The 23,677-nt window shown below is 39.2% G+C and carries 31 protein-coding genes; 24 read left to right on the top strand and 7 right to left on the bottom strand.

Features of this window, described 5'->3' with window-relative positions:
• Positions 1-47 precede the first annotated feature (47 nt).
• From ACOSV2_RS04555 to ACOSV2_RS04575, 5 genes are all read left to right on the top strand, one after another.
• Positions 48-281, top strand: a complete 234-nt coding sequence (locus ACOSV2_RS04555) for a hypothetical protein (RefSeq protein ID WP_428974092.1) — start codon at positions 48-50, stop codon at positions 279-281.
• A 243-nt stretch (positions 282-524) separates the two neighbouring features.
• Positions 525-1,370: an aminoglycoside adenylyltransferase domain-containing protein gene (locus ACOSV2_RS04560; RefSeq protein ID WP_428974093.1), complete on the top strand. Its 846-nt coding sequence runs from the start codon at positions 525-527 to the stop codon at positions 1,368-1,370.
• A gap of 61 nt (positions 1,371-1,431) precedes the next feature.
• Positions 1,432-2,319 (top strand): diacylglycerol/lipid kinase family protein, encoded by an 888-nt coding sequence (locus tag ACOSV2_RS04565; RefSeq protein ID WP_428974094.1) that lies wholly within the window; start codon positions 1,432-1,434, stop codon positions 2,317-2,319.
• Between the two features lie 12 nt (positions 2,320-2,331).
• A complete protein-coding gene (locus ACOSV2_RS04570; RefSeq protein ID WP_428974095.1) occupies positions 2,332-2,643 on the top strand; it encodes an iron-sulfur cluster biosynthesis family protein in 312 nt (103 codons plus the stop codon).
• Between the two features lie 108 nt (positions 2,644-2,751).
• The gene (locus tag ACOSV2_RS04575) at positions 2,752-3,126 is read left to right on the top strand and encodes a nucleotide excision repair endonuclease (protein WP_113967743.1); all 375 of its coding nucleotides are present in this window, start codon (positions 2,752-2,754) and stop codon (positions 3,124-3,126) included.
• A gap of 90 nt (positions 3,127-3,216) precedes the next feature.
• Here the strand turns inward: ACOSV2_RS04575 and ACOSV2_RS04580 are convergent, their stop codons facing one another.
• Complete coding sequence (locus tag ACOSV2_RS04580; RefSeq protein WP_428974096.1) at positions 3,217-3,654, bottom strand: hypothetical protein; 438 nt, start codon at positions 3,652-3,654, stop codon at positions 3,217-3,219.
• 238 nt (positions 3,655-3,892) lie between these two features.
• On the opposite strand from ACOSV2_RS04580, the gene ACOSV2_RS04585 reads away from it, so the two are divergent.
• On the top strand, positions 3,893-4,420 hold the full coding sequence (locus ACOSV2_RS04585; RefSeq protein ID WP_428974097.1) for a GNAT family N-acetyltransferase: 528 nt from the start codon (positions 3,893-3,895) through the stop codon (positions 4,418-4,420).
• Positions 4,421-4,750: 330 nt separating this feature from the next.
• A complete protein-coding gene (locus ACOSV2_RS04590) occupies positions 4,751-5,452 on the top strand; it encodes a class I SAM-dependent methyltransferase (RefSeq protein WP_428974098.1) in 702 nt (233 codons plus the stop codon).
• A gap of 53 nt (positions 5,453-5,505) precedes the next feature.
• On the opposite strand, the gene ACOSV2_RS04595 is transcribed toward ACOSV2_RS04590, so the two are convergent.
• Complete coding sequence (locus ACOSV2_RS04595) at positions 5,506-6,384, bottom strand: LysR family transcriptional regulator (protein ID WP_428974099.1); 879 nt, start codon at positions 6,382-6,384, stop codon at positions 5,506-5,508.
• A gap of 115 nt (positions 6,385-6,499) precedes the next feature.
• On the opposite strand from ACOSV2_RS04595, the gene ACOSV2_RS04600 reads away from it, so the two are divergent.
• From ACOSV2_RS04600 to ACOSV2_RS04610, 3 genes are all read left to right on the top strand, one after another.
• Entirely contained in the window at positions 6,500-7,585 is a 1,086-nt protein-coding gene (locus ACOSV2_RS04600) for a citrate synthase/methylcitrate synthase (RefSeq protein WP_428974100.1), read from the top strand.
• Positions 7,586-7,780: 195 nt separating this feature from the next.
• The gene (locus ACOSV2_RS04605) at positions 7,781-8,137 is read left to right on the top strand and encodes a VOC family protein (protein WP_428974101.1); all 357 of its coding nucleotides are present in this window, start codon (positions 7,781-7,783) and stop codon (positions 8,135-8,137) included.
• A 62-nt stretch (positions 8,138-8,199) separates the two neighbouring features.
• Positions 8,200-8,709 carry an NUDIX hydrolase gene (locus ACOSV2_RS04610; protein ID WP_428974102.1) on the top strand — a complete coding sequence of 170 codons (510 nt, stop codon included), beginning with the start codon at positions 8,200-8,202 and terminating at the stop codon, positions 8,707-8,709.
• A 75-nt stretch (positions 8,710-8,784) separates the two neighbouring features.
• Here ACOSV2_RS04610 and ACOSV2_RS04615 read toward each other — a convergent pair whose 3' ends face one another.
• The gene (locus ACOSV2_RS04615) at positions 8,785-9,291 is read right to left on the bottom strand and encodes a GNAT family N-acetyltransferase (RefSeq protein ID WP_428974103.1); all 507 of its coding nucleotides are present in this window, start codon (positions 9,289-9,291) and stop codon (positions 8,785-8,787) included.
• A 186-nt stretch (positions 9,292-9,477) separates the two neighbouring features.
• Between ACOSV2_RS04615 and ACOSV2_RS04620 the strand changes: the two genes are divergently transcribed.
• Both ACOSV2_RS04620 and ACOSV2_RS04625 read left to right on the top strand, forming a co-directional pair.
• Positions 9,478-10,125, top strand: a complete 648-nt coding sequence (locus tag ACOSV2_RS04620; protein ID WP_428974104.1) for a pentapeptide repeat-containing protein — start codon at positions 9,478-9,480, stop codon at positions 10,123-10,125.
• Between the two features lie 230 nt (positions 10,126-10,355).
• Complete coding sequence (locus ACOSV2_RS04625; protein ID WP_428974105.1) at positions 10,356-10,805, top strand: GNAT family N-acetyltransferase; 450 nt, start codon at positions 10,356-10,358, stop codon at positions 10,803-10,805.
• 106 nt (positions 10,806-10,911) lie between these two features.
• On the opposite strand, the gene ACOSV2_RS04630 is transcribed toward ACOSV2_RS04625, so the two are convergent.
• Positions 10,912-11,397, bottom strand: coding sequence for a sigma-70 family RNA polymerase sigma factor (locus ACOSV2_RS04630; RefSeq protein ID WP_428974106.1), 486 nt, complete (start codon positions 11,395-11,397; stop codon positions 10,912-10,914).
• Positions 11,398-11,729: 332 nt separating this feature from the next.
• Here ACOSV2_RS04630 and ACOSV2_RS04635 point away from each other — a divergent pair, with 332 nt between their 5' ends.
• From ACOSV2_RS04635 to ACOSV2_RS04645, 3 genes are all read left to right on the top strand, one after another.
• Positions 11,730-12,029 (top strand): hypothetical protein, encoded by a 300-nt coding sequence (locus ACOSV2_RS04635; protein WP_428974107.1) that lies wholly within the window; start codon positions 11,730-11,732, stop codon positions 12,027-12,029.
• 270 nt (positions 12,030-12,299) lie between these two features.
• Entirely contained in the window at positions 12,300-12,623 is a 324-nt protein-coding gene (locus tag ACOSV2_RS04640; RefSeq protein WP_428974108.1) for a DUF4181 domain-containing protein, read from the top strand.
• Positions 12,624-12,636: 13 nt separating this feature from the next.
• The gene (locus ACOSV2_RS04645) at positions 12,637-12,804 is read left to right on the top strand and encodes a hypothetical protein (RefSeq protein ID WP_428974109.1); all 168 of its coding nucleotides are present in this window, start codon (positions 12,637-12,639) and stop codon (positions 12,802-12,804) included.
• Between the two features lie 76 nt (positions 12,805-12,880).
• On the opposite strand, the gene ACOSV2_RS04650 is transcribed toward ACOSV2_RS04645, so the two are convergent.
• The gene (locus ACOSV2_RS04650) at positions 12,881-13,933 is read right to left on the bottom strand and encodes a serine hydrolase domain-containing protein (protein WP_428974110.1); all 1,053 of its coding nucleotides are present in this window, start codon (positions 13,931-13,933) and stop codon (positions 12,881-12,883) included.
• A gap of 177 nt (positions 13,934-14,110) precedes the next feature.
• Between ACOSV2_RS04650 and ACOSV2_RS04655 the strand changes: the two genes are divergently transcribed.
• Positions 14,111-14,476, top strand: coding sequence for a VOC family protein (locus tag ACOSV2_RS04655; protein ID WP_428974111.1), 366 nt, complete (start codon positions 14,111-14,113; stop codon positions 14,474-14,476).
• A gap of 115 nt (positions 14,477-14,591) precedes the next feature.
• Positions 14,592-15,047 (top strand): NUDIX domain-containing protein, encoded by a 456-nt coding sequence (locus ACOSV2_RS04660; protein WP_428974112.1) that lies wholly within the window; start codon positions 14,592-14,594, stop codon positions 15,045-15,047.
• 143 nt (positions 15,048-15,190) lie between these two features.
• Here ACOSV2_RS04660 and ACOSV2_RS04665 read toward each other — a convergent pair whose 3' ends face one another.
• Positions 15,191-15,373, bottom strand: a complete 183-nt coding sequence (locus tag ACOSV2_RS04665; protein WP_428974113.1) for a DUF1272 domain-containing protein — start codon at positions 15,371-15,373, stop codon at positions 15,191-15,193.
• 156 nt (positions 15,374-15,529) lie between these two features.
• Here ACOSV2_RS04665 and ACOSV2_RS04670 point away from each other — a divergent pair, with 156 nt between their 5' ends.
• The 5 genes from ACOSV2_RS04670 to ACOSV2_RS04690 all read left to right on the top strand — a co-directional run bounded on the left by ACOSV2_RS04670 (position 15,530) and on the right by ACOSV2_RS04690 (position 20,714).
• Entirely contained in the window at positions 15,530-16,207 is a 678-nt protein-coding gene (locus ACOSV2_RS04670) for an HAD family hydrolase (RefSeq protein WP_428974114.1), read from the top strand.
• A gap of 174 nt (positions 16,208-16,381) precedes the next feature.
• Positions 16,382-17,062 carry a serine/threonine protein kinase gene (locus ACOSV2_RS04675; protein WP_428974115.1) on the top strand — a complete coding sequence of 227 codons (681 nt, stop codon included), beginning with the start codon at positions 16,382-16,384 and terminating at the stop codon, positions 17,060-17,062.
• Positions 17,063-17,414: 352 nt separating this feature from the next.
• Positions 17,415-18,626, top strand: a complete 1,212-nt coding sequence (locus ACOSV2_RS04680) for an MFS transporter (RefSeq protein WP_428974116.1) — start codon at positions 17,415-17,417, stop codon at positions 18,624-18,626.
• Positions 18,627-18,769: 143 nt separating this feature from the next.
• A complete protein-coding gene (locus ACOSV2_RS04685) occupies positions 18,770-19,843 on the top strand; it encodes an NAD(P)H-dependent flavin oxidoreductase (protein WP_428974117.1) in 1,074 nt (357 codons plus the stop codon).
• A 181-nt stretch (positions 19,844-20,024) separates the two neighbouring features.
• A complete protein-coding gene (locus ACOSV2_RS04690) occupies positions 20,025-20,714 on the top strand; it encodes a hypothetical protein (protein ID WP_428974118.1) in 690 nt (229 codons plus the stop codon).
• A 35-nt stretch (positions 20,715-20,749) separates the two neighbouring features.
• Here ACOSV2_RS04690 and ACOSV2_RS04695 read toward each other — a convergent pair whose 3' ends face one another.
• The gene (locus ACOSV2_RS04695) at positions 20,750-21,229 is read right to left on the bottom strand and encodes a hypothetical protein (protein WP_428974119.1); all 480 of its coding nucleotides are present in this window, start codon (positions 21,227-21,229) and stop codon (positions 20,750-20,752) included.
• 94 nt (positions 21,230-21,323) lie between these two features.
• Between ACOSV2_RS04695 and ACOSV2_RS04700 the strand changes: the two genes are divergently transcribed.
• Positions 21,324-21,911, top strand: a complete 588-nt coding sequence (locus tag ACOSV2_RS04700; RefSeq protein ID WP_428974120.1) for a vWA domain-containing protein — start codon at positions 21,324-21,326, stop codon at positions 21,909-21,911.
• 324 nt (positions 21,912-22,235) lie between these two features.
• On the top strand, positions 22,236-23,414 hold the full coding sequence (locus ACOSV2_RS04705; protein WP_428974121.1) for a TraB/GumN family protein: 1,179 nt from the start codon (positions 22,236-22,238) through the stop codon (positions 23,412-23,414).
• Positions 23,415-23,677 lie beyond the last annotated feature (263 nt).

The following is a 23,677-nucleotide window of genomic DNA, read 5'->3' on the forward strand; positions in this document are numbered from 1 at the left end:
CTAGTGGAAAAACAGGATTTAGTAGAGGAGGAGCATACGCATTATTCGTGAATGGTTTACTAGTAACATCCAGCAGGTATGGTAACCAACTAGGCATCTTCACAAGTGCCCCTGTGACCCTGGATTCCATTTTTCAAGTTAATGGAGAAGCGATTGTTACTATACCAGCAGGAGGAAAAGTAGAGCTTAGAAATATTGGGCATACGGCAGATAACCTCATTGGTAATGTGGATAATACCTCTATAAATAGTGCAGGATTAACAATGTTAAAGCTTAATTAATAAAAGAAATTAACTATCTAGAGGGCGCTGACCGGACATATGGAGGTCAGCGCTTTTTTTATACTGTTCCTTTTCCCTCACTGCTATCTTCCAATTCTTCATTAACCTTACACATTAATGGAATTAAATGTTAATATGTTTACTGAGTGATGATCTTTCACTCCTATTGATACGTAAAGCATAAATTAGAGACGGATAATAATGAGAATATCGTGTATTTAGTAATCTAAAGGAGGGAATTCAATGGCCAGGGTACCAAGGGTTGTCCAAACAGTATTAGATGACTACCTGATTTCATTTAATAAATACTTGCCAAATATGATAGAAGGCGTGTATTTACACGGTTCCATCTCGTTGGATGCGTATGTGAATAATTCCAGTGATATTGACTTTATCGCAGTTACCCGCCGCCGAATGACATCTAAAGATGCTGAGAGTTTATATCTTGTACATAATGAAATAGCGTTGACATACCCTAAGACGGAAATGGATGGGGTTTATATCATTCAAGAGGAGATAGGAAAACTTAGAACAACCGGCACAACCGAATATCAAGAAAATGCTTATTACAATAATGGTGAATTGAAATTTGGTGAGTATTTTAATTTCAACCCAATCACTTGGTATTTGTTTAAACATAAGGGGATTAGCTTGATGGGGCCGGCCACCGCTTCTTTTGATGTAAGCATTTCTTTACACCAATTAAGTTCCTATGTTCTTTCCAACATGAATGCGTATTGGACAGAAAGGATCCGTGGAATGGAAAATTCAATTGAGGACGTTATGAATTATCCGACGGAAATCATTGATAATGAGATAGAATGGTCCGTCCTTGGTTTGCTTCGTCAATACTACACATTAAGAGAATATGGAATTACCTCAAAGCAAGAAGCAGGGGAATATGGACTGCAACATCTTCATGATGAATGGCACAACATTATAAGGGAGGCCATGAATATTCGAAACGGTTTGAAAGTGAGTCTCTTCAACTCGAAAGAAGAACGGATTAAACATACCCTTGGGTTTGCAAAATATTTAATTACTTATTGTAATGATATGTTCTCTCCTGCCAATTTTAATCATACATAAGGTTCCAACGCTCTAAATCAGGGTAAAGAAACTGTATACATATTAAAAGGAGGATATCACTGTGAAACATGCCATGCTTATCGTTAACCCCTCTTCTGGGAAGGAAAAAGGGAAGGACTATAGTGAACATGCTCTTGAAACCATGTCAAAAATGGGGTATAAAACGGAATTGCGCATTACAGAAGGGGAAGGAGATGCCAGGGATTTCGCCAGGGAGGCATGTGAGCGAAAGTTTGATTTCGTCGCAGCCATGGGAGGGGACGGAACCATCAATGAAGCGATTAACGGAATAGCTGAGCAGGATCACCGTCCTCTATTTGGTCTGATCCCACTGGGAACAGTAAATGATTTCGCACGAGCTTTAAATATTCCTATGAAACCCGAAGATGCCATCGACATATTCAAGCATAATCATGTTCAGAAGACCGATGTTGGAAAGATCAATGACCGATACTTCATCAATATCGTCGCAGTAGGCGCGTTGGCAGAAGCATCGTTCTCAACACCCGTCGAACAGAAGTCGAAGCTTGGCCCCCTTGCCTATATAATAGAAGGAATGAAGAAAATGAAGGAGAAGCAGCCGTTCGAACTTAAGGTCCATTCCGACCATGACTGGGAAGGGGACGCGCTTCTCATGCTTGTTGCCCTGACCAATTCTGTCGGAGGCATGGAAACCATTGCACCCGAAGCCAAAGTAAATGACGGTAAGCTCCATGTCTTTATCATCAAAGACATTGCCCTTCCTCATTTTCTATTGCTCCTTCCAAAGATTCTTTCAGGAGAACTGGCAGAAAGTGAACATGTCCATTATATGAGAGTCACAAAGCTGGAAGCGTCATCGTCCTATAAGATGACTGCCAATGTTGATGGGGACGAGGGGGACGAGCTGCCAATCACAATAGAAAACCTGAAGCAGCATCTTGACATACTTGTTCCACTTACAGAATAGGAGGAACGTACAATGAAATTGGAAATCACCCAATCTGCAAAAGAAAAACTAAACGAAATCCCTGATGGGAAAATCATGCAGCTATCACTAGACCGCGGAAGCTGCGATATAGTGAACAATCTCTATGAAATAAAGGTAGTAGAAAATAGAGAACCTGATTCTAAAGAGAATATCATCCAATCCGATGATTTGACCTTCATTGTTGACGACGACTTCGAAGATTTATATGAACACGAACTCACGATTGATTTTAAAAATAATTTTTTTGTGTTTAAGAATAAGAATCAGACGTTTAATAATCGAATTGGACTCAGGTATGTATAAAAGGGCGAGGGGACCTCTCTTTTTTAATGGTAAGTGCTACGTTGTATAGTAATTGTATACTTTATGTGTTACCATTACCTCTTACAGCAAACAAAGGACGTGACATTCATGATAAAAATTGACATCCCACAAGCGGATATTTCCATTACCGAACGCAGACAACCAAGAGACTCAGAAGAACCGAAGATCAAAAGTATCCAAGGATTCATCGATCTTCACGAAATCCCAAGAGACAAAGGCGGTATCATCTTGTTTTACAACATCAACGACGAACTTCTCTTCGTTGGAAAAGCACGTAAACTAAGACAAAGAGTCAAGAAACATCTTGAAGATACCGTATCACCACTACGTAACCACAGAGGCGAAATCTATCGAATCGATGTTGCCATTGTTGAAGATGCGATGGATCGTGAGATTTACGAAACGTATATCATTAACAAGCTCCAATCGAAATATAACGTAGATAAAGTTTTCTATAAATAATATAAAAAGGAACCAGTGTCACAAAATAGACGCTGGTTTCTTTTGGGTTAAAAATTATTTGAACAGGTAGTAAAGGTCTTCTCATGTTTTTCACCTAATCACAAATTCAGGATTCCATCTAACAAGCAACTCTTCTCGAACCCCATAATATGTCGTATTAGTCCGATCCGTCACTCCATAAGACACTACATTTCCATCATCCGACCAGGCGATGTTGATTGTTACTATGACAGAAGGTCTCTTCACCCCTGCAATCTCAATATCCACTGACTGATTCAACTCAAAAATCGTCCGAAATCTAATCTCTTCCCGATGAATCGAAGGCGGGGAAGGAGCATCTTCTATATTTACGAACTTCTTATCTTGATCATGTATGTCATACGTAATAAATGATTTCCCTGGCTTTATCCAGTACGTTATTAATTCCACACGCCCTGCTCTTAAGGGTGTCCCCTTAAAAGTTTCGTGAAAAAGATCTTCATACTTGATGACTTCGTTCAGCTTAATGGGATTGATGGTTCCTTTCACAGGAGTACCTCCTTGGTATATGCTTATATATGGTCATAGTTATACATATTGGAGGTCGGGCTTCAATAGAACAGATAGTTAACTGCAGATATTCCCATAGCATAAGTCTATCCTGGGAAGTCGGCCAGGGAAAAGGTATAATTGAATGATGAGAACGAGTGACTAAATGAAAGTTACTTGTTGTAAATGATACTATTAATTCAGTGATTAAAATAAATGAGAAAAGAAAGGAAAAATAATGACTATTCATTTTATTAAGGTAATCGAACCAAATCCTATAATTATTGATGCCTTGAATCGTTGGGAAAACAATCCTGTCTTAATTCCATTAATTCGCCCTAATAAAAACAAGAAGGAACTGGAACAGGAGTGGCAGATAAATTTAGAAGAGTTCAAAAGCCGTTTAGACACTCAACATTTTTATCTTATTTACATAGATGACAAGCTTGTGGGAGAAATGAATTATATGGTGGATCCTAGTCATCTTCACAAAAGAGAACCCGGAACTGCCTGGATTGGTATTACAATAGGTGAAGAGGATGGACGTGGCAAGGGAATAGGTTTCAAGGCTATCCAATATTTAGAAGAAGAGATAAAAAAGCAAGGACTTACAAGAATTGAATTGGGTGTATTCGAGTTTAATACCCGGGCATATAAGCTTTATCAACAGTCGGGATATCAAGAAATTGCTAGAATTGCTGACTTCACCTATTGGAATCATACAATGTGGTCTGATATCAGGATGGAGAAGTATTTAGGAGAATGAGCGTAATAATGATGGTTGGTAGTAGTAAGTCACCAACTCTCTTTTGATATATTATTGAAATAAATGTAATGTTTTGTCATTATCATTTACTCTCACTACCCTCACTAACGCATTTAAAATAAGTCAAATTATCTCTAAATGCTTTTGTGTATCTCCCTATTAAAAGCGGGTTTAAGTATATCCTGAACCAACCTTGTCACTTCTCGGCGCATAATAATCATCGCTTTAACCTACCGTCACCATTCTAAAACACAAAATTGTAAAATCGTGGTAACCTTTCTTTCTTTGAAATCAAGTAAAATGAAATTAGCTTTAAAAGGGGGGAACCACATGCAAGAAAACATTCATAATTATGATGATTTACTGGAAATGCTGGATTCATTTCTAAGGGAACCTGCTCCATTTTGGGATGAGTTTTTTTCTGATCGTGACAGATCAGTACCCATATTTGTGAATGCACCTGACGAGAATTTAGTATCATACGTGGAAATGGGAAGGATTACACCTGGCAAAGTACTGGAACTCGGGTGTGGACCAGGCAGAAATTCAATTTATTTAGCGGAACAGGGTTTTGAGGTAGATGCAGTTGATTTATCGAAAACGTCCCTCGATTGGGCAAAGGAACGCGCAGATGAAAGGAATCTCACCATCAACTTTTTACACCAAAATATTTTCGACTTCAATAGTGAACAAGGGAAATATGATTTCATTTTCGATTCAGGTTGTTTTCATCATATAGCACCTCATAGAAGAATGAGTTACATAGAAATTATTGACAAATCGTTAAAGGAAGAGGGTTATTTCGGTATTACTTGTTTTCTACAAGGTGGAAGTCTAGGAGGCTCTGATATATCCGATTGGGAAGTATATCGAAAAGGCTCACTTATGGGTGGATTAGGTTATACAGAGGAACGGTTAAGGAAAATTTTTCATTCATTAAAACCTATTGAAATCAGGAGAATGATTGATAAAACACATTCAGAAAACCTATTTGGTGCCTCTGACTTATTGACTGGAATTTTTCAAAAATAGTAATCAATAAAAGGGACGACATGATCAGCAGATAATACATGTCATCCCTTTTTTCACACTCTGAATCGAGACAGGAAACGCAAAAACTCCTTATGTGTTTTATGTTGATATTTTGTAATGGCGAAGGTTTTAGCTTCCGGCATAGGAAAAGCATTTGTTTCAACCTCCAAGAGCCTTCCTTCCAATAGCTCTCTCCTGACTGTAGAGGAGGGAAGATAGGAAACCCCAAGCCCTTCTGCGATGAATCGTTTCGTAATATGTGTTTGTGAAACCCTCATCATCCTGGTTTTTGGATAGAGCTGCTTTATTGTATAACAGAGTTCATCCCAATAAGCAGGGTGATTGTGGGTCAATAAGTAATTCGATGCTAGTAAGTCCTCTTCTTCCAAAGGTGGGGCTGATTCGAAATCCCGTCCATCATGAGGAGCCACCAAAATGACTTTATCTGAAAACAATAGAGTATGTTCAAGTTCAGGACTAAAGCCAGGAAGGCAGGAAAGTCCAATATCGACTCTTTCCTCTAGAACAGCCTTCTCTATTTCAGCAGATTCAATAATTTCAACCGAAATCTCAACCTGAGGGTGAGTTTCTAAATATTGTTTTAAAACAAAAGGTAAAACATTATCAGCAATCAAGGGCGATATAGCCATTTTAAGTGTTGTCGTGTATCCCTGACTAAAGGATTGAAGAACAGAGATTCCTTCCTCATAGATCTCGATCAATCTTTTAGCATGCTGTAAATAGGATCTTCCCGCTTCTGTCTGTTTGATTTTCTTCCCAGCTCTCTCAAATAGGATAACTCCCAACTCTTTTTCAAGTTGTTTAATGTGTACCGTAACGGTCGGCTGTGATATAAATAATCGCTCCGCCGCTTTCCTGAAATGATTGAATTCAGCTGCTGTTATAAACGTTTTCACCACATTCAGATCCACTATTTCCACCCTACCCTTATTAATAAATGTAATCAATTGAATTAAAAATATTTAATTTTCATAATTATAAATCCATTATACAATAATTGTAACGAAGAAAAAGGGGATGATACGAATGTTTAGTGAAGGACTAAAAGGAATTATCGCAGCACAAACAATGATCAGTCATATCGATGGTAAGGAGGGTGTCCTCATCTATAGGGGATATGAAATCGGAGAACTCAGTCATCTGTCATTTGAAGAAGCTGCTTTCTTATTATGGTATGGGCATCTACCAACGGTGGAGGATGCAGTGGAGATCAAAAAGAAACTGGGCACCTACCGATTCCTGACACCTGTAATGAGGGACATCCTTCATTCGCTACCACAAGGAATGGACATGATGAGTGTATTAAGGACCGTCATCTCCTCTGAAGGAGGAACAGAATACAAATGGAAGCCAACTATTGAGCAGTCAATGCGATTGACGGCCGTCATTCCGACCATCATTGCCTACCGATTCAATATGATGATGGATAAACCTTTAATCGTTCCGGATACCCAGCTGAACCATGTGGAGAATTATCTCTATATGTTAACCGGAAACAATCCCTCAAAGACAGTTGCGGATGCGTTGGAAACGTATATGGTCTTGACCCTTGAGCATGGAATGAATGCTTCTGCTTTCTCGGCAAGAGTCACAGCCTCAACGGAATCCGATCTGGTTTCCGCCATCACTGCAGCCATCGGAACAATGAAAGGGCCACTTCACGGAGGAGCACCATCCGGGGTCATTGATTTACTGAACGAAATAGGCATGGCTGAAAAAGCCGAAAGTGTCATCAGAAGAAAATTGCTGAAAGGTGAGAAGCTGATGGGATTTGGACACCGTGTCTATAAGACTCATGATCCAAGAGCCATCGCTTTACGAAAGAAACTCTTAGAAAACATGGGGGATGATCACTCTCTGGATCTAGCACTCTATGTGGAGAAGAAGGCGATTGAACTTTTAGCTGAAATTAAGCCGGGTAGATCCCTATACACAAATGTAGAGTTTTATGCTGCTGCCATCATGAAATCGATGCATCTACCATCAGATCTCTTCACACCGACATTTACGGCCAGTCGAATCGTTGGGTGGACAGCTCATGTGATGGAGCAGGCTGAAAACAATACCATATACAGACCTCAATCCGAATATATAGGAAAACGAAACTGCTAGTGAGAAAAAACCTGCTTGACTACACATAAGGGGTTCTGTTTTGAAATACAAAATATGATTTAACATTTGGGAATCTTCATTTTAATGGAGGGTAATGGGAAATTTTGTCGAATTGAAATAATACGTATTTGTATAAGAGCAAATATATAAGAGTGCTCAATTTTTCATGAATAAAGGAATATGGAGGGAACGAACATGAAAAATCAAAATGGAAAAGTAGTTGGCTTTGAATTAAGTAGTCAGGATCCAGAAAAAGCAGCAGCATTTTACTCAAGCGTATTCGGCTGGGAAGTGGCCGAACCCCAATGGGACTACTGGGCAGTTTCAACGGGGCAAGGTGACGGAATGAGTGGGGGGCTAGGCAAAGGACCTCATGATCATCCACACGGTACACGTATTCAAATTGAAGTAAACTCCATTGAAAAAACCATTTCATCAGCTAAAGAAAATGGGGCGATGGTGGTCAGGGATAAGATGGAATTTGATGATTTTTTCCTTGCGTATTTAGTGGATCCTACCGGGGTGGGAATTGGGTTAATTGAAAAGAAATAGGGGAAGAAAATTTTAGTATGGCAAGGATAATGAAACTACTTATAGGAAGAGGAGCGTCAACTTTGTTTGAAACTGTTTTAGGAAAACCCAGAAGCGACATAACTGAATACAAAATGAAATATAGAACCGCCGTGAAAGCAGTCATCATTCAAAATAATAAGATTCTCCTTATACACTCAAACAGAGGAGATTATAAATTTCCTGGAGGCGGAGTTGAAGAAGGTGAAACCTTGCCTGGTGCCCTGATAAGGGAGGTCGCTGAAGAAACAGGCTTTATACATTGTGTTGTTAATGAGCCCCTTGGAATTGTGATTCAAAGACATTTGGATGTGTTTGAAGATGATGTCTTATTCGAAATGACTTCCCACTATTTCCAATGTGAATTAACAGACAGAGAAAGAATACCACAACAATTGGAAGGGTATGAATCGGAACTGAATATGATACCAAAATGGGTTACATTGGATGAAGCGATTGAGTGGAATGAAAAGTTGATGGACCAGTTTGATAACAACGGCTGGATTAAACGGGAGAACTATGTATTGGGAGAGTTGAAGAAGTTATATAAATAATGACAGGAACACTCTAGAAAAAAGAGCTGCGAATTCCAGATCTCAGCTCTTTTCAATATGAACATAGTTTTATACCTAGAAGTTCAGCCCGTACTTTTTCAGTTCTTCTGTATCATTGGGCAATGTCACATATCCTTCTAATTGCATATCAAGTTTTTCCAGAAGTTTAGATGAGGATTCATTGTCCTTCGTCGTAATCGCTACAATACGTTTTATTCCTATGTCCTTTGCAAGTTCCACTGTAGCTCGTGCTGCTTCAAATGCATATCCTTGAGATTGATAGGAAGAGAGAAAAGCAAAGCCAATATCTACATCTTCAAGTCCGTCGCGCTTAATCAATCCACACAATCCGATTGGAGTATGATCCTCTTTACGTTCTGTTAAGAACAAACCAAATCCTTCCCGTTCATACATTGCCCTGGGACCTTTCAGGATATAAGCATTTGCATCCTCAATTGTTCGAATTCCTTTGTCACCTATGTATTGCAGCCATCCAGGTTCATTTAATAATCTCATAATGAATTCTGCGTCTGCAGCCTCGACCCACCTCAGGGTGAGTCGATCCGTTTCTAGTACTTTCAAGTGGGACACCTCACTTATTATCATTACCCCTTAGTTTACCTCGAAAAATGAATTAGGAACACCAGCCATATAATTAACCACTAAAATCATTGCGAGACACACAGCCGAAAAAAATCCAAGACTACTATTCAAGTTTCTACATGCTATAGTTTCATTATACAAAAAGAACTTAGTAGAGGTGCAGTCATGACGTTAAAATTCAAAATAGAAGCTCCCAAAGTCCCAACTCGATTAGAGTCAGCTAATTTTCAAGATGTCTATTATGAAGAAGATCCATTCCTATCGAATTCTATCATAGAAAATGCAAGGCTGGATCACGAAGAAATCGATCAGCTCGTTTTATCAAAAATTGTCTTTAAAAATGTTTCCTTCATAGGTTCATCGTTTCCTCGAATCGATATGACCGATGTAGTATTTGAAAACTGTGACCTTTCGAATGCGAACTTCACCGAAGGCATCATTCACCGGGTAACGTTTAAGGAATGCAAATTAATGGGGGTGAATTTTTCCGAGGCGAATTTAGGCAATGTAAGTTTCTTAGAGTCCTTGGCGAATATGAGTGACTTTGTTGATGCACGGTTAAAGCAGGTGAAATTCAACCAAACCTCCTTACAAAATGCCAACTACTCAGACTGCAGGCTCGTGAAGGTACACTTTGATCAGTGCGATCTTAATGAGGTTGAATTCACCCAAACTAATCTAAAAGGAATCGATATTAGTTCATGTACGTTTACACGTATAAATGTATCCATAGAAAATCTATATGGATGTGAGGTTTCACAGGAGCAAGCGATCGGATTTGCAAGCTTATTGGGACTAAAGGTGAAGGAGTAAAATCAAAGACGTGAAGGGGTTGTTAACTCTACACGCTTTTTATGCATACTAAATATGAGGTTCTACATGAAAATAGTGGTATAATCAATAGTCTGAAAATTATATACTATATTTATCTGGATTTGAGGCAGCGTTCAATATGGTTAATTGAGAATGAACGACTTCAAGGAACTACAAGGAGATGCGGACGATTAACAAGCTGCCTCCTTACTTTCGAAAGGGGAAAATAAATGAATTCAAACAGTGTGAATATAGTAGAAGTAAATATAGATAATTGGTACGATTGCTGTCAGCTGGAAATTTCCGAAGATCAAAAGGCATTCATCGAATCAAATGCGATATCGATAGCCCAATCAAAATTTGAGCCTTCCCTAAAGCTCTTTGCCATCTATTATGAGGACAAAGTGGTCGGCTTTTTAATGTACAACACTATGCCAGAAGAACTCGATGCTTACTGGGTATACAGAATCATGGTGGATAAAAACTATCAGGGTAAGGGCATTGGAAAAGCAGCAACTGCCTTGATGATAGAAGGAATGGTTGATACCCTTGCTGCCGATAAGATTGTAGTGGGTTATCATCCTAAAAATGAAGGGGCACACCATTTATATACCAGTCTGGGATTTGTGGACCAGGGAGATAGATTCGGCAGGGAAATGGCTGTTGTGAAAAATTTGTAGTAGGAAAGGCCAAGTTCAGATACTTGGCCTTCATTAAGACTATTCTGCTTGGATCTCTCTGATTATTCTCAGCTTAAAAGTCAATCTCACTAATAATTTCCAACTATCATTTTACATCCAACAATCCCTTTAATCTCTCCTTTGCTCCCTTACGCCACTTCTTCACTGCGGAAATCGAAACATTCTCTACCTCTGCAATCTCACTCACTGTCAGCATGTGCATGCATGTATAAAGCACCCATTTCCTCTGATTTTCAGTTAAATCCTCACAGTAACTGTACAGTAACTCTTGTGCCAACCCATCATTCCCTTTTTCATCCTCGATGATTTCAAAAAAGTCCGCTTCTTTGAAAATACTTTTTTCTTCATTACGGTTTTCACTTGTTAATTGAGATAGTATTCTGCCACGTACAAATGAATAAGCATAAGCAGGGAAAGCCCCTTTTTCTGAATCGAAATTTTCATTTGCCTCCCAGAGTGCAATGAGACCTGTCTGATAATATTCATGTTTATTTTTGTATATGTGCAAAGAATGAATCACTTTATGAATCATTAAATCATATTGCTTATGAAGCTCTTCAAATTTCTCCAACGCAGATTCCTTCTGATTGACGCGCCTCTCTTTGTATTCCCAGGTAGCTTAACCATACAAAGAAAAAGGGGGAGGGACAAAAGGTGTAAGCGTGCGTAAACCTGAAGTAAACACAGAGTAACTTAATGACGCGGTAAACACCTTTTTCTCATTAAAAACGCATTGTTTACCTGAATTATCACCTTTCTAAAATAAATACAGAAATACGACTCAACATTGCCTCTATTATTCAAGATTTATTACATTAAGGACATACTAAGGTAGATTCGTTTACCAAATCACATCAATAGGCAATACTACATGTACCAAGTAAATGCTAAGGAGGGACTCACATGCCAAGGAAAGCTGAATCCTCAACTGAAGAAAATGATGAACCGGTACAGGAAAAAGAAAAAAACGAGATGCTTGAACGAATGTTAGCGGCTGTTCTCAACTATTTATCCGATGAGGAAATAGAAGAAATTGACCTTGAATATCTCCTGACAAATACAGAAGATCTTAAGCAATGGTGGGATCAATATCGGGAGAAAAACAAAAAGCAAATTGAGGATGAAATTAAAAAGTCTTTGAGCAATTTGACTCTTGAAGAACTAGAAAGTATTAGGGAACAAATAAAGGGAAAAATTGGCTAAGGCATGAATGACTTAGCCAATTTATATTGAATTTTATATATATATATTCTAGTTAGCGATTCATATTTTATATTCCATAATATTATTATGTATACTAAAGTGATAATTGTAATAAACAGGAATTGATCATTTAAAGGGCCACAAGCATCGGCTCAACTAGCTTATTAGGTAATTTATGTTAAAATAGAAAGAGATTTATAAGGGGGAATAATCATTCTTCATTGGTATCTTACCTCAGCATTCGCGTTAATCTTAATGGTCTTTAACTTTATGATTGAAAAAAAATTAAGAAAATCTTTTCATATTATCAAAGAGGGTATGAATGAATTAAGGCACCCGGTACATAAATGGGGGGAAAGAATACTATTAGTGCTCATGGTCGCCGGAGTTATCATAATTCTTTTCAATTATGAAAATATCATTAGCCCCGAATTGTATTTTCTGTTCTTCTTCATTGTTCATCACGTTTTCAAAGCTTTCATGGAATGGTTGTTTTACCGGAAAACAAAAGAATATGTATTAACGATTTCTACTATTGCTTCTGCCATCACTATGTTAATCCTCATGGCGATTCTTGAGCAGCTTTCAATATAGCAGAGGAGAATTTATGACAAAAGCAAACGTACTTTTAATAGGCGGATTATTTATTTTTATGCTGGGTGTATTCTTATCCATTCAGTGGATTGTTGTTGGAACCTTGTTTAGTGTCGCTGGTGGCTTGATAATGGGAAGCAGCTCATATTTTATGGGGAAGAAAGCCGTGAAAAGACAATAACACTAGTTAGTCTTTTGATCAATTATGAAAAAACGCTCAGTCTGAGCGTTTTTTCTTCATAATAGGCAACTCGAATTCAAATTCTCTTAGTGATTTCTCGAAACAACTGATCTGCAATCGCCACAACCCCGATTGGCATTTGATTCACGATAACGGTCAAATACATTTCACAGTCAGGATAATAAAGTGTCACTGATTCATAGCCATGTATGCCTCCCTGATGACCAACGGCCTGTCTTCCATCTTCAAAGGTATATTGTTGGATTCCTAAGCCATAGGAATGCTTCGGATCATCAGCTTCGAGGAAACACATCATTTCAGTCAAAGATTCCTCAGATAATAATTGACCGTTAAAAAGGGCCTTCATAAACGTTTGAATTTCAATGGGATTGGAAATAAGAGCCCCTGCAGTCCAGATAATCGATATGTTGAGATTCGTAATTTCTGATATTTCATCTGAAAAGTCTGTCAGGTCAGGAGTCGCTCTGGAACATCCTGTCGCATAAGGTTTTCTTAGATCATTCGTAATAGGAAAGTATGTCCTTTCCAAATGAAGCGGTTGAAAGATCCATTGATCCAATAGGTATTCGATCGATTTTCCGGAGAGTTTTTCCGCTATCATTCCAAGCAGGATATAACCTGTATTCGAGTAGTTAAATTCAGTACCAGGTTCAAATTCAAGATCAAGGTTGGCAACAAGTCTGATGAGGCTTTGTGGCGGAAATACATCTTGAAGGCTGGTTACAGCGTGCTGGATACATTTTGTTCCTGCAACATCCATCCATATGTAGTCCTTCAAGCCACTTCTGTGTTGAAGCAATTGACGGATGGTTATATGGATGCCATCTTTCAAGATACCGGGTAAGAGGGAATCCACGGTCTGTTCAAGAGACACAATGCCTGCATCCTTTAGTTTTAAAATAAGTGTGCTGATGAAAATCTTCGTAATGCTCCCGACCCGTAGATGATCATACGGGTCTAACTTTGTATCTGATGCAATGTGACGAACCCCGGCTGCCAAGGGAAAGTGCTCTCCAGTAGAATCTGTCAGGCACACTGAAATGCCTGGAAGCTGATATCTCTCGCGCAATGAACGTACGGTATCCTCTACCAATATGCGATCTATCAAAAAAATCATCCTTTCGAGTTGTAGTTAAGCTCAGTGTATCAATGGTTTATCTTAAAGGACTCAATCCGGAAACCGAGATCTCATACTCCTAAAGAAGAAATGGAAGAGTCAGGCAGGATATGCGAAGCCTTTTATTGAAACTTATTCTAGTACTTTAAAAGAATTGGAGGGAGCTCTATGATGAAGAGTCCGATCAAGAACAAAGTGAACCTGGTTTTTATTCCTGTAAGTAACATTGAAAAGTCTAAAGAATGGTACTCAAAAATCCTTGGGATCCAAAAAGGAGAAGAACATTTTGATCATCTATTCGTTGCCGACATGGACGGAGCAGGTATGATCCTTGACACCATGCCCATGTGGAAAGACGAAAATGGAAAACTGCCAAGGTTGAATTTCCCGGCCATTCAATTTGCCACTGATGATATCCATGATTCCTATCAATTTATGAAAGACAATGGTGTCGAATTGGTAACTGATGTTCAAAATGATCAATACTTTGTCTTTAAAGATCCTGATGGGAATGTATTGATGGTTTGCAAATAATCAACACTTAAAAGTTGGGAGACTCTTTTATTGTCTCCCGTCCCTCTAAATGATTGTTAGATAGCGATATTTTATACATATGAGAAATGAGAGTAATTAGAAGGAGAGATTATCCATGGCCATCCGAAATTCAGCTAAAGCCATCATAATAAGACATGACAAAATCCTGCTCACTAAGAATAAAGACGGGGATGGATTCTTTTATCTGTTTCCAGGTGGGGGCCAGGAACAAAGTGAGACACTTCATGAAGCGTTAAAAAGAGAATGCATCGAGGAAATCGGAAGAGAAGTAGAAGTAGGGGAACTCTTACACATCCGGGAGTATATCGGGCGGAATCATGAACATGCTTCCTTTGATTATGACGTACATCAGATGGAGTTTTATTTTAAGTGTTCAATGTTCAATGAAATGGACAAGGAGCCTGCACCTACCAATCCGGATAGTCATCAGGTAGGGGTCGAATGGATGGATTTGACTGAGTTAACGAAGTGTAGGTTATATCCTAAGAAAATCATTCCTTATCTAAATAAAGAACTAGCTCAGGTAGTATATCTGGGAGACATCAACTAATTAAACAAGCTCAGGGTTCAAACTCTGAGCTTGTTTCTATCTAGAGAAACAGAGTGTATCCTCTATGAATCGGTGGTTTCATTGAGAACATTCCATTCTGCACATCAATGATTCAGCAGTGTTTTCTTCAACCGATTCCCTCCTTAGTGCTCAATTCCCGTAGGTGGTTTCGGTCTTCTGACTAACTCTCCACTACAGTTCGGGCAGATAGAGTCATTTTTAGATGTACAGTCCTCACAAAAGGTACATTCATGGACACAGATGTACGCGTCTTCCGTCAAAGTACTCCGGCACGCCTGACAATCCGTCTTCATTTCTAATCCCATATGTATCTCCCTTTCTATTAATCTCTTTCCATTATATTCTAAGATGCGTTAATATAGTGAATATATGGAAAGTTTTTTTGATTCGGGGCGGATTTTATGGATTCTATATACGAAACATAGGGGACACCAAAACTGAGGAATGGAGGACACCACATCATGATTCAAGCGGCCATATTCGATCTGGACGGAACCCTGCTGAACAGAGACGCATCTGTTAATGAATTCATCACTAGCCAATATGAAAGATTGGATAAATGGCTAAGACATATACCAAAAGAATCGTACATAACCAGATTCATTGAATTAGACCAGCGCGGTTATGTCTGGAAAGATGAAGTGTACAAGCAGCTTATCGAGGAATTCATTATTCCTGAAATAACCTGGGAAGAACTGCTGGAGGATTACATCAGTGAATTCAAGCACAGCTGTGTACCTTTTCCACATTTACATAAGATGTTGGATGAATTAACAGAGAAAAATATCAAACTGGGAATGATCACAAATGGCTTTGGCCAGTTTCAAATGGACAACATCCTGTCTCTTGAAATAGAAGCATACTTTGATGAAATTCTAGTTTCAGAATGGGAAGGCTTGAAAAAGCCAGACCCTGAAATCTTCAAGAGAGCATTAGTAAGGTTGAGTTTAGAACCTCATGAATGCATCTTTATCGGGGATCACCCTGAGTATGATGTGTATGGTGCTCAGAAAGTCGGGATGAAAGGTATTTGGAAGAAAGACCCTCACTTGAGTCATGCGGAACGAGCAGATGGGGTGATTGTTGATTTGATGGAATTGCCGAAATATATTGATCATCTTAATAGCAATGGAAGGTGAAATAGACGTTAACTGTTCGAATTTATACAATTACGTACAGCTGCCTAAAATTTCTAGCAAATTACAAAGGTGCAAAATTGATATCAGGGTTTGGTAGGTGCTATATTATTCTGAATAAGGTATGAATTCCAATCATACCTTTAATAGAGTTCAATTCCAACGAAGGGAGAATATATGGATAATAAATGGGAAACAGCACTACCATCTCTATCCCAAGTTACCGTGTCTTCCAATCCCAATAATGAACCTGTCAGGATACATGGTGGGGATGATAGTCTAAGATGCATCGGTGTCGGGACGGATGCAGCGGTCTTTCAATCCATTTATGCTCCAGAGTTTGCGTTCAAATTGTACGCGGAGGATAAGGGATCGAAAATTACTATAGAAGAAAAAGTGTACAATGCCATTGGGAAATCACCTTTTTTCTCAACCTGCTATGTAGCTTACGATAAATTTCTCGTTTTAAGTTACGAAGAGGGACCAACGCTATTCGATTGTCTGCTCCAAGGAATTCATATTCCAGAACAAGTAATTCAAGATGTGGAGGATGCCAGACAATATGTTCGTGATCAGGGAATGAATCCCCGCGATATCCATTTAAAGAATATTTTACTTCAAAATGGAAGAGCGAAAATTATAGATGTGTCCGAATATGTGCTTCCTGGAAATGATTTCAGATGGGAGCATTTAAAGAAAGCATACGAAGAACATTACCACCTCATTGATGGAAGAGCCATTCCGTTTTGGTTACTTGAAACAATTCGAAAATGGTATAACTCATGGAATAAGCATTTCACTTCTTATGAGGAATTCATGAAAATTGTATTGAAGTTTACTTCATTTAAAAAAGACTGAAAAAGCGCTCAGAGCTAAAAGGCTCTGAGCGCTTTTTTCTATATGAAGGTACTTCAAGGTGCCTATATCACTTATAAGTACGTACTTCTCAACGTGTGTTGAAAGGTTCATAATCAACATTGATCTTTTTGGAGGTACGATGTGAAATCATTCTATCACCCGGAACATCAACTAGGGTACTTTTAGGTTCCTATACTACTATTAAGTATCTACAGAACTTTAAAGTGCGTACTTCCGTTTATATTTAATACCCACCATAATGATGGGTATAGAGAAAACAAGAAAGGCGCCTTCGTGTTTTCTCTATAAAATTTCATATTTCATTACTATTCAGTTAAGGAGGAATTCTTTAATGAGTTCTCATGCTAATACAATCAATCAATCTCACTCAAAAGCCAAAGGAGGTACCCTTGCCTTACTGGCTCTTGCCATTTCTGCATTTGGTATCGGAACGACTGAATTTGTTCCAGTCGGATTACTATCATCGATTGCTGATGATTTATCCATCTCTATTACGCTTGCCGGTTTATTAATTTCCGGATATGCCATCGGGGTTGCCATTGGTGCACCGGTCCTTACGGCTTTGACAAGTAAAATGAGCCGTAAATCGCTACTAATGTCCTTAATGGTAATCTTTATCATTGGTAACTCTGTCGCTGCCATATCTACAAGTTTTGGAATATTACTGGTAGCCCGTTTTATCACAGCTTTTTCACACGGTATTTTCTTTTCAATCGGTTCTACGATCGCGGCGGATTTGGTGCCCGCACATAAACGTGCAAGTGCTATCGCTTTTATGTTTACAGGATTGACTGTTGCAACCGTCACTGGAGTACCTCTGGGGACGTTTATTGGTCAAGCATTCGGATGGAGGGCAACCTTCTGGGGAGTAGCATTACTTGGAATCGTAGGGATTATCGCAAGTGCCATTCTTGTACCGAAAAATTTAAAGGAAGCTCCACCTGCAAAGTTTAGTGAACAATTGAAAATCTTACGCAACGGAAAATTATTATTAGCCTTTGCCATCACCGCTTTAGGGTATGGCGGAACGTTTGTAGCATTCACGTATTTAACGCCACTGTTAGAAAATGTTACTGGGTTTAGTTCCAAGTGGGTAAGTATGATCCTGCTTGCTTATGGAATTGCAGTTGCAATCGGAAATGTCTTCGGAGGTAAAGCTTCCGATAAAAGCCCTCTAAAAGCATTATTCTGGATGTTTATAGCTCAAGCCATTGTCTTATTCTTCCTGACATTCGCAGCTCCATTCAAAGTGGCCGGCTTAATTGCTATATTCCTAATGGGACTATTCGCATTCATGAACGTGCCGGGTTTGCAAATTTTAGTTGTCAACTTAGCTGAAAAATATGTACCCACTGCCGTAAACGTAGCATCTGCTTTAAATATTGCCGCCTTCAATGTCGGCATTGCCATCGGTTCATTCGTGGGTGGCCTTATTGTCGACAGTATCGGACTTATCCACACTCCGTGGATCGGAAGCATCATGGTTTTAGGAGCCGTGCTGCTAACTGCTTGGTTGCGTGGGTTAGAACGTAAATCTGCCTAATACCATTATTTCTTTTTGGGGCGGCAACATTTGCCGCCTCTTTCTATAGAAGAAAGAGAGAAATCAATTGTACATGAAGGATAAATTTGTCATAATTTATTTATACTTAATTTAAAGTACTTCAAGAAAAAGGAGGGGAAATCATGTGGAATCAAAATAGCGTTGCTAAAATACTGGGCACACATTATCCCATCATCCAAGCAGGAATGGCTGGTGGAGTCACTACTGCAAATCTGGTATCAGAGGTCTCAAATTCTGGAGGTTTGGGAACCTTGGGGGCAGGATATATGTCAGTTGATAATATGAAACTAGCAATCAAAGAAATAAAAGATCAAACGAATCAGCCTTTTGGGGTGAACCTTTTCATACCTGAAACTCCAATAGTAAATGAAGAACAAATAACCAACGCCAAAAGATTGTTGGAGCCTTATAAAAAAGAATTAAACCTAACGGACAACAGCTCGTTTTCAGAGCTGCAAACCGATTTTGAAAAGCAGGTAGAAGTCATCTTCAATGAAAAGATTTCCGTCTGCAGCTTTACGTTCGGCGCCCCGTCTAAAGAGCTTGTGAAAGAGTTAAAAAAGGAAGGAACCATCGTGATCGGTACCGCGACGACCGTTGAAGAGGCCGTTATCAATGAAGAGAACGGAGTAAACATCGTTGTCGCCCAAGGAAGTGAAGCTGGTGGGCATCGAGGCACGTTTCTAGATTCATTTCGACACTCAATGATCGGAACCTTTGCTCTCGTTCCCCAAGTGGTGGACGCGGTGAGCATACCTGTGATTGCTGCAGGAGGGATTATGGATGGAAGAGGCGTCATTGCAGCACTTGCTTTAGGGGCAAAAGGAGTCCAAATGGGAACTGCTTTTCTTACATGTAAAGAGAGTGGGGCTGGAGCGTCTCATAAAAGGGCTGTCTTAGAATCATCAGAAATTCATACGGTCATCACAGCTGCCTTTAGCGGGAAACCTGCCCGGGGAATTGAAAACAGATTTACCAGGGAAATGCAGGAATTCGAGAGCCAATTTCCTCCGTACCCCATACAACATGCGTTAACGAAAAGTCTGAGAAAAGAAGCGAGTAAACAGCGAATTCCAGAATTCTTGTCCTTGTGGTCTGGACAAAGCCCGAGACTCAGCAGGGATATATCTACTAAAGACCTCCTTATATCCATCGTAACTGAAGTGGAAGAAACGATAGGAAGGTTGAATGCATAACCAATTCACTCGTTCCATTCATAGTCCCAATCTCACAAATCCTATTTTCCAAATATTAAACCTTGTAATCATTTCTAGCAAAGGTATAATTTTGATATAAGGAAAGCGTTTTTTTATTTATCTTAAATTTTCTAAATAGTTAAAATCCATTTGCTATGTTGCTTTTTTTTAGGAGGTTCTAATGAGAGAAATATTACCTGGATCTGTACTGTCTCATATTCAGTATGGTTATCAAAAAGTTCCTAAGAAGGTCAAAAGTCAATGTCCAAGCTGCTCAAAGACAAGTGAATTTGTTTTGAAAGCCAATTTTTATCAAGTAAATAAAACAGGACTGTTTGCAGAAGCAAATTGTTCAGAGTGTAAGAAATCTGCTCTCTTTGTTATTATGCTAAATGATGATTCGGTCAATCGACGTGAGGAAGCGGGTCTGTATATTTATGATCCCCTGGCAACGAACGGACCGTTGGATCAGATTCAAGGGAATAAACGGATTCCACAGGACCTCGTCCGATCATTTCGATCCGCATTAAATGTCAGCCAGTCGAAGGATAACTCTGCTACAGCCGTTATGTCTAAGCGCGTACTCGAGAGTGTCCTGAAGAATTTTAATGGGGACAAAGTAAACGGGCAATCGTTATCGGAACAGTTCGACCAGTTACCCAAAAATGTCGACCTTACAAAGCCAATCCAGGCGCTGAGCCACCTTGTTCATCCCAACTCCCCATTCTATGAAATGCTGGAATTGGAAAGGGAAATTGACGATGAAACAGCGGCATTACTTATGGAATTATTAGAAGGCCTCATTGAATACTTATTCGTTCTTCCAGAAAAAATCGAAACGCTACAAGAGAAAATCGAAAAGAAATATTAGTAGAAGTAGAGTGCCGTTTCTAGCACTCTACTTTTTTATAGTGGTTTTAACTTAAGGGAATACAGTGCCTGATTCACGTCATCGATGTCATAGATTTTCTTCTCTAAACAAAACTGAATGACGAGATCGAATCGATCGCTGTCTGAAAGGGAGAAACCGGCGGCACTCAACATATCACCGGTTTCTTCCTCCGACAGTTCAAGAGAGAGACACAGGGCTACCACTGTCCGTTTACTCGGCTTGTAATCAGGAATAGACCTGATTTTCGAAAAGTGCTTGCGGTCGACTCCTGCTTTTTTGTAGATGGAAGCATCTGTCTGACCCTTGCCATCGATGTGCTGAAACAACCTCTCTGAAAAAGACGCTGATTGATGCAGCTCAATAAAATCTTCCAGCTCACTGGAATAAATCTTATCACTTAAGATGGGTTCTTCTTTTTGTATATCATATATCCGTATTTCTCTATTTGTTTCCACGAAATCATGAAGTTCCTGCAAAATCTGCTCATTAAGCATACTTTCACCTCCAAAATGTCGCTCTCTAAGCGACCCGTTTCATACTCTTAGTGTTTATGATTATATCAGAAACGATAAAGAGAGGATGAAAAAAATGAATACTGCATTAACTGAAATAATTTTCTTATTAGACAGAAGTGGATCAATGGGTGGACTTGAACATGACACGATTGGAGGCTTCAATGCTTTCATTGAAAAACAGAGTCGGTTACCAGGAAAAACCGTTGTAACAACCGTACTATTTGATGATAAATATGAGCAATTATGGACCGGAATTGAAGCAGACAAGGTAAGGCTCACCCCCGAGGATTATTATGTAAGGGGAATGACGGCTCTTATGGATGCAGTGGGAAAAACGATCCTCGATGTAGGTCATCGTTTGGCTATGCTTGAGGCAGCCAAACGGCCAGGGAAAGTCATCTTCGTTATCACAACCGATGGTATCGAAAATGCGAGCGTTGAGTTTTCTGCCAGTATGGTAAAGGACCTTATCAGTCATCAACAGGAGCGATACAATTGGGAGTTCATTTTTCTTGGAGCGAATATCAATGCTGCTGAAGAAGCCATGAAGATTGGGATTGACATGGAGAGCTCCTATCAATTTGAAGCTTCTGCTAAAGGTGTTGAAAAAATGTATGATATTGTGAGTGAGGCTGTGTTTGAGAAAAGGAGTGGCTATTGATATTTAATTTGGGATCTCATCTATCAATTGGATGAGATTTTTTTCATTATAGAAACATTCGATGTTCTTTATAATGAATTTGCCGTTATATCTTACATTTTGCGGATATAATTGAAATAGCGCCGTTAAATCGGACGAATACATATCTACACCCCAATTTTCCAGCCTTAATTCATACAAAACGTATAAAAATAACCTCAACAATCAATAACTTTCTTGATTCTAAATAGAATTTATTTAAATTTTGCCAAAACTAGTTTATCATTATGAGGTAGATTCAATTTAAACCATTTGGAAGTCAACGGAGTTAAAGGAAGGTACAATATGTCGACAGAAAACGAAAAGAATATTACCAGAATACATATGGATGGGAAGGAATACATTCTCATCGGAACTGCTCACGTATCGCGTCAGAGTGCAGAGCAGGTAAAAGAAGTGATCGAAGCCGAACAGCCGGACACGGTATGCGTCGAGCTGGACGAACCAAGGTATCAATCAATCGTCGAGGGAGATAAATGGAAAGATACAGACATCTTTCAAGTAATTAAAGACAAAAAAGCTACTTTGCTCCTTATGAATCTGGCCATTGGATCATTTCAGCGACGGATGGCCAAACAATTCGGCATCAAACCGGGTCAGGAAATGATTCAAGGAATTGAGTCGGCGAAAGAAACTGGCGCTGAACTCGTCTTGGCTGACCGGAATATCCAAATCACGTTTTCCCGTATTTGGAATAGTGTCGGATTCAGTGGCAAAGCGAAACTTATGACACAAATCATTTACAGTATCTTCAGTAACGATACCATTACAGAAGAAGAACTCGAGAAAATCAAATCTCAAGATATGCTTGATTCGATGCTAAATGAATTCACCCAAGTGTTTCCTAAATTGAAAACACCATTAATCGATGAACGGGATCAATACCTTGCCCAGAAAATCAAAGATGCCCCGGGGGAGAAAATTGTCGCGGTGTTAGGTGCTGCCCATGTTCCTGGTATCACTAAGGAGATTTATAAAGAACATAATTTGGACAAACTGAACGAACGGCCTGCTAAATCAAAATGGCCAAAGATTATAGGATGGGCTATTCCTGTAATGATACTTGCCGTGATTGCCTATACCTTCATTTCTAATCCAGCTGCCGGGATACAACAGGGGATTAGTTGGATACTATGGAACGGAGGATTCTCTGCACTTGGCGTAGCCATCGGACTAGGACATCCATTAGCGATATTGACAGCATTCGTAGCAGCACCATTTACGTCATTAAATCCGCTTCTGGCAGCAGGATGGTTTGCCGGATTCGTACAGGCGTATTTCCGCAGACCGAATGTCGGTGACTTTGACTCACTATCTGAAGACGTTCTAAGTGTAAAAGGATTCTGGAGAAACAAAGTAACGCGAATCCTCCTCATTGTCGTGCTTGCTAACTTAGGAAGTACACTTGGTACTGTAATTGGTGGGGCTGATGTTGTGCGACTGTTTCTTGAAAATTTAAAGTAAAGTGAAATAAGTTATCCTTTTGGGGGTAGCTTATTTTTTCATTAAAAGATGTTGGAATATTATGTTAAAATAAATAGAATAATGATATTTTGGAGGAATCTATTAAATGAACCACTTTATAAGCAGATATGCCCACTGGTTACTTCTTCTACTTGTAGGATCTAGTTTTATTATGGGATTCACACTCTTCACCCATTCTGTTCAAGGAATAATCGCTGGTGTTTTTGGGATCATTGGATTTAGTGGTGTGGCTTTCCTGGTTT

This window comes from Rossellomorea sp. DUT-2 (assembly GCF_052665285.1).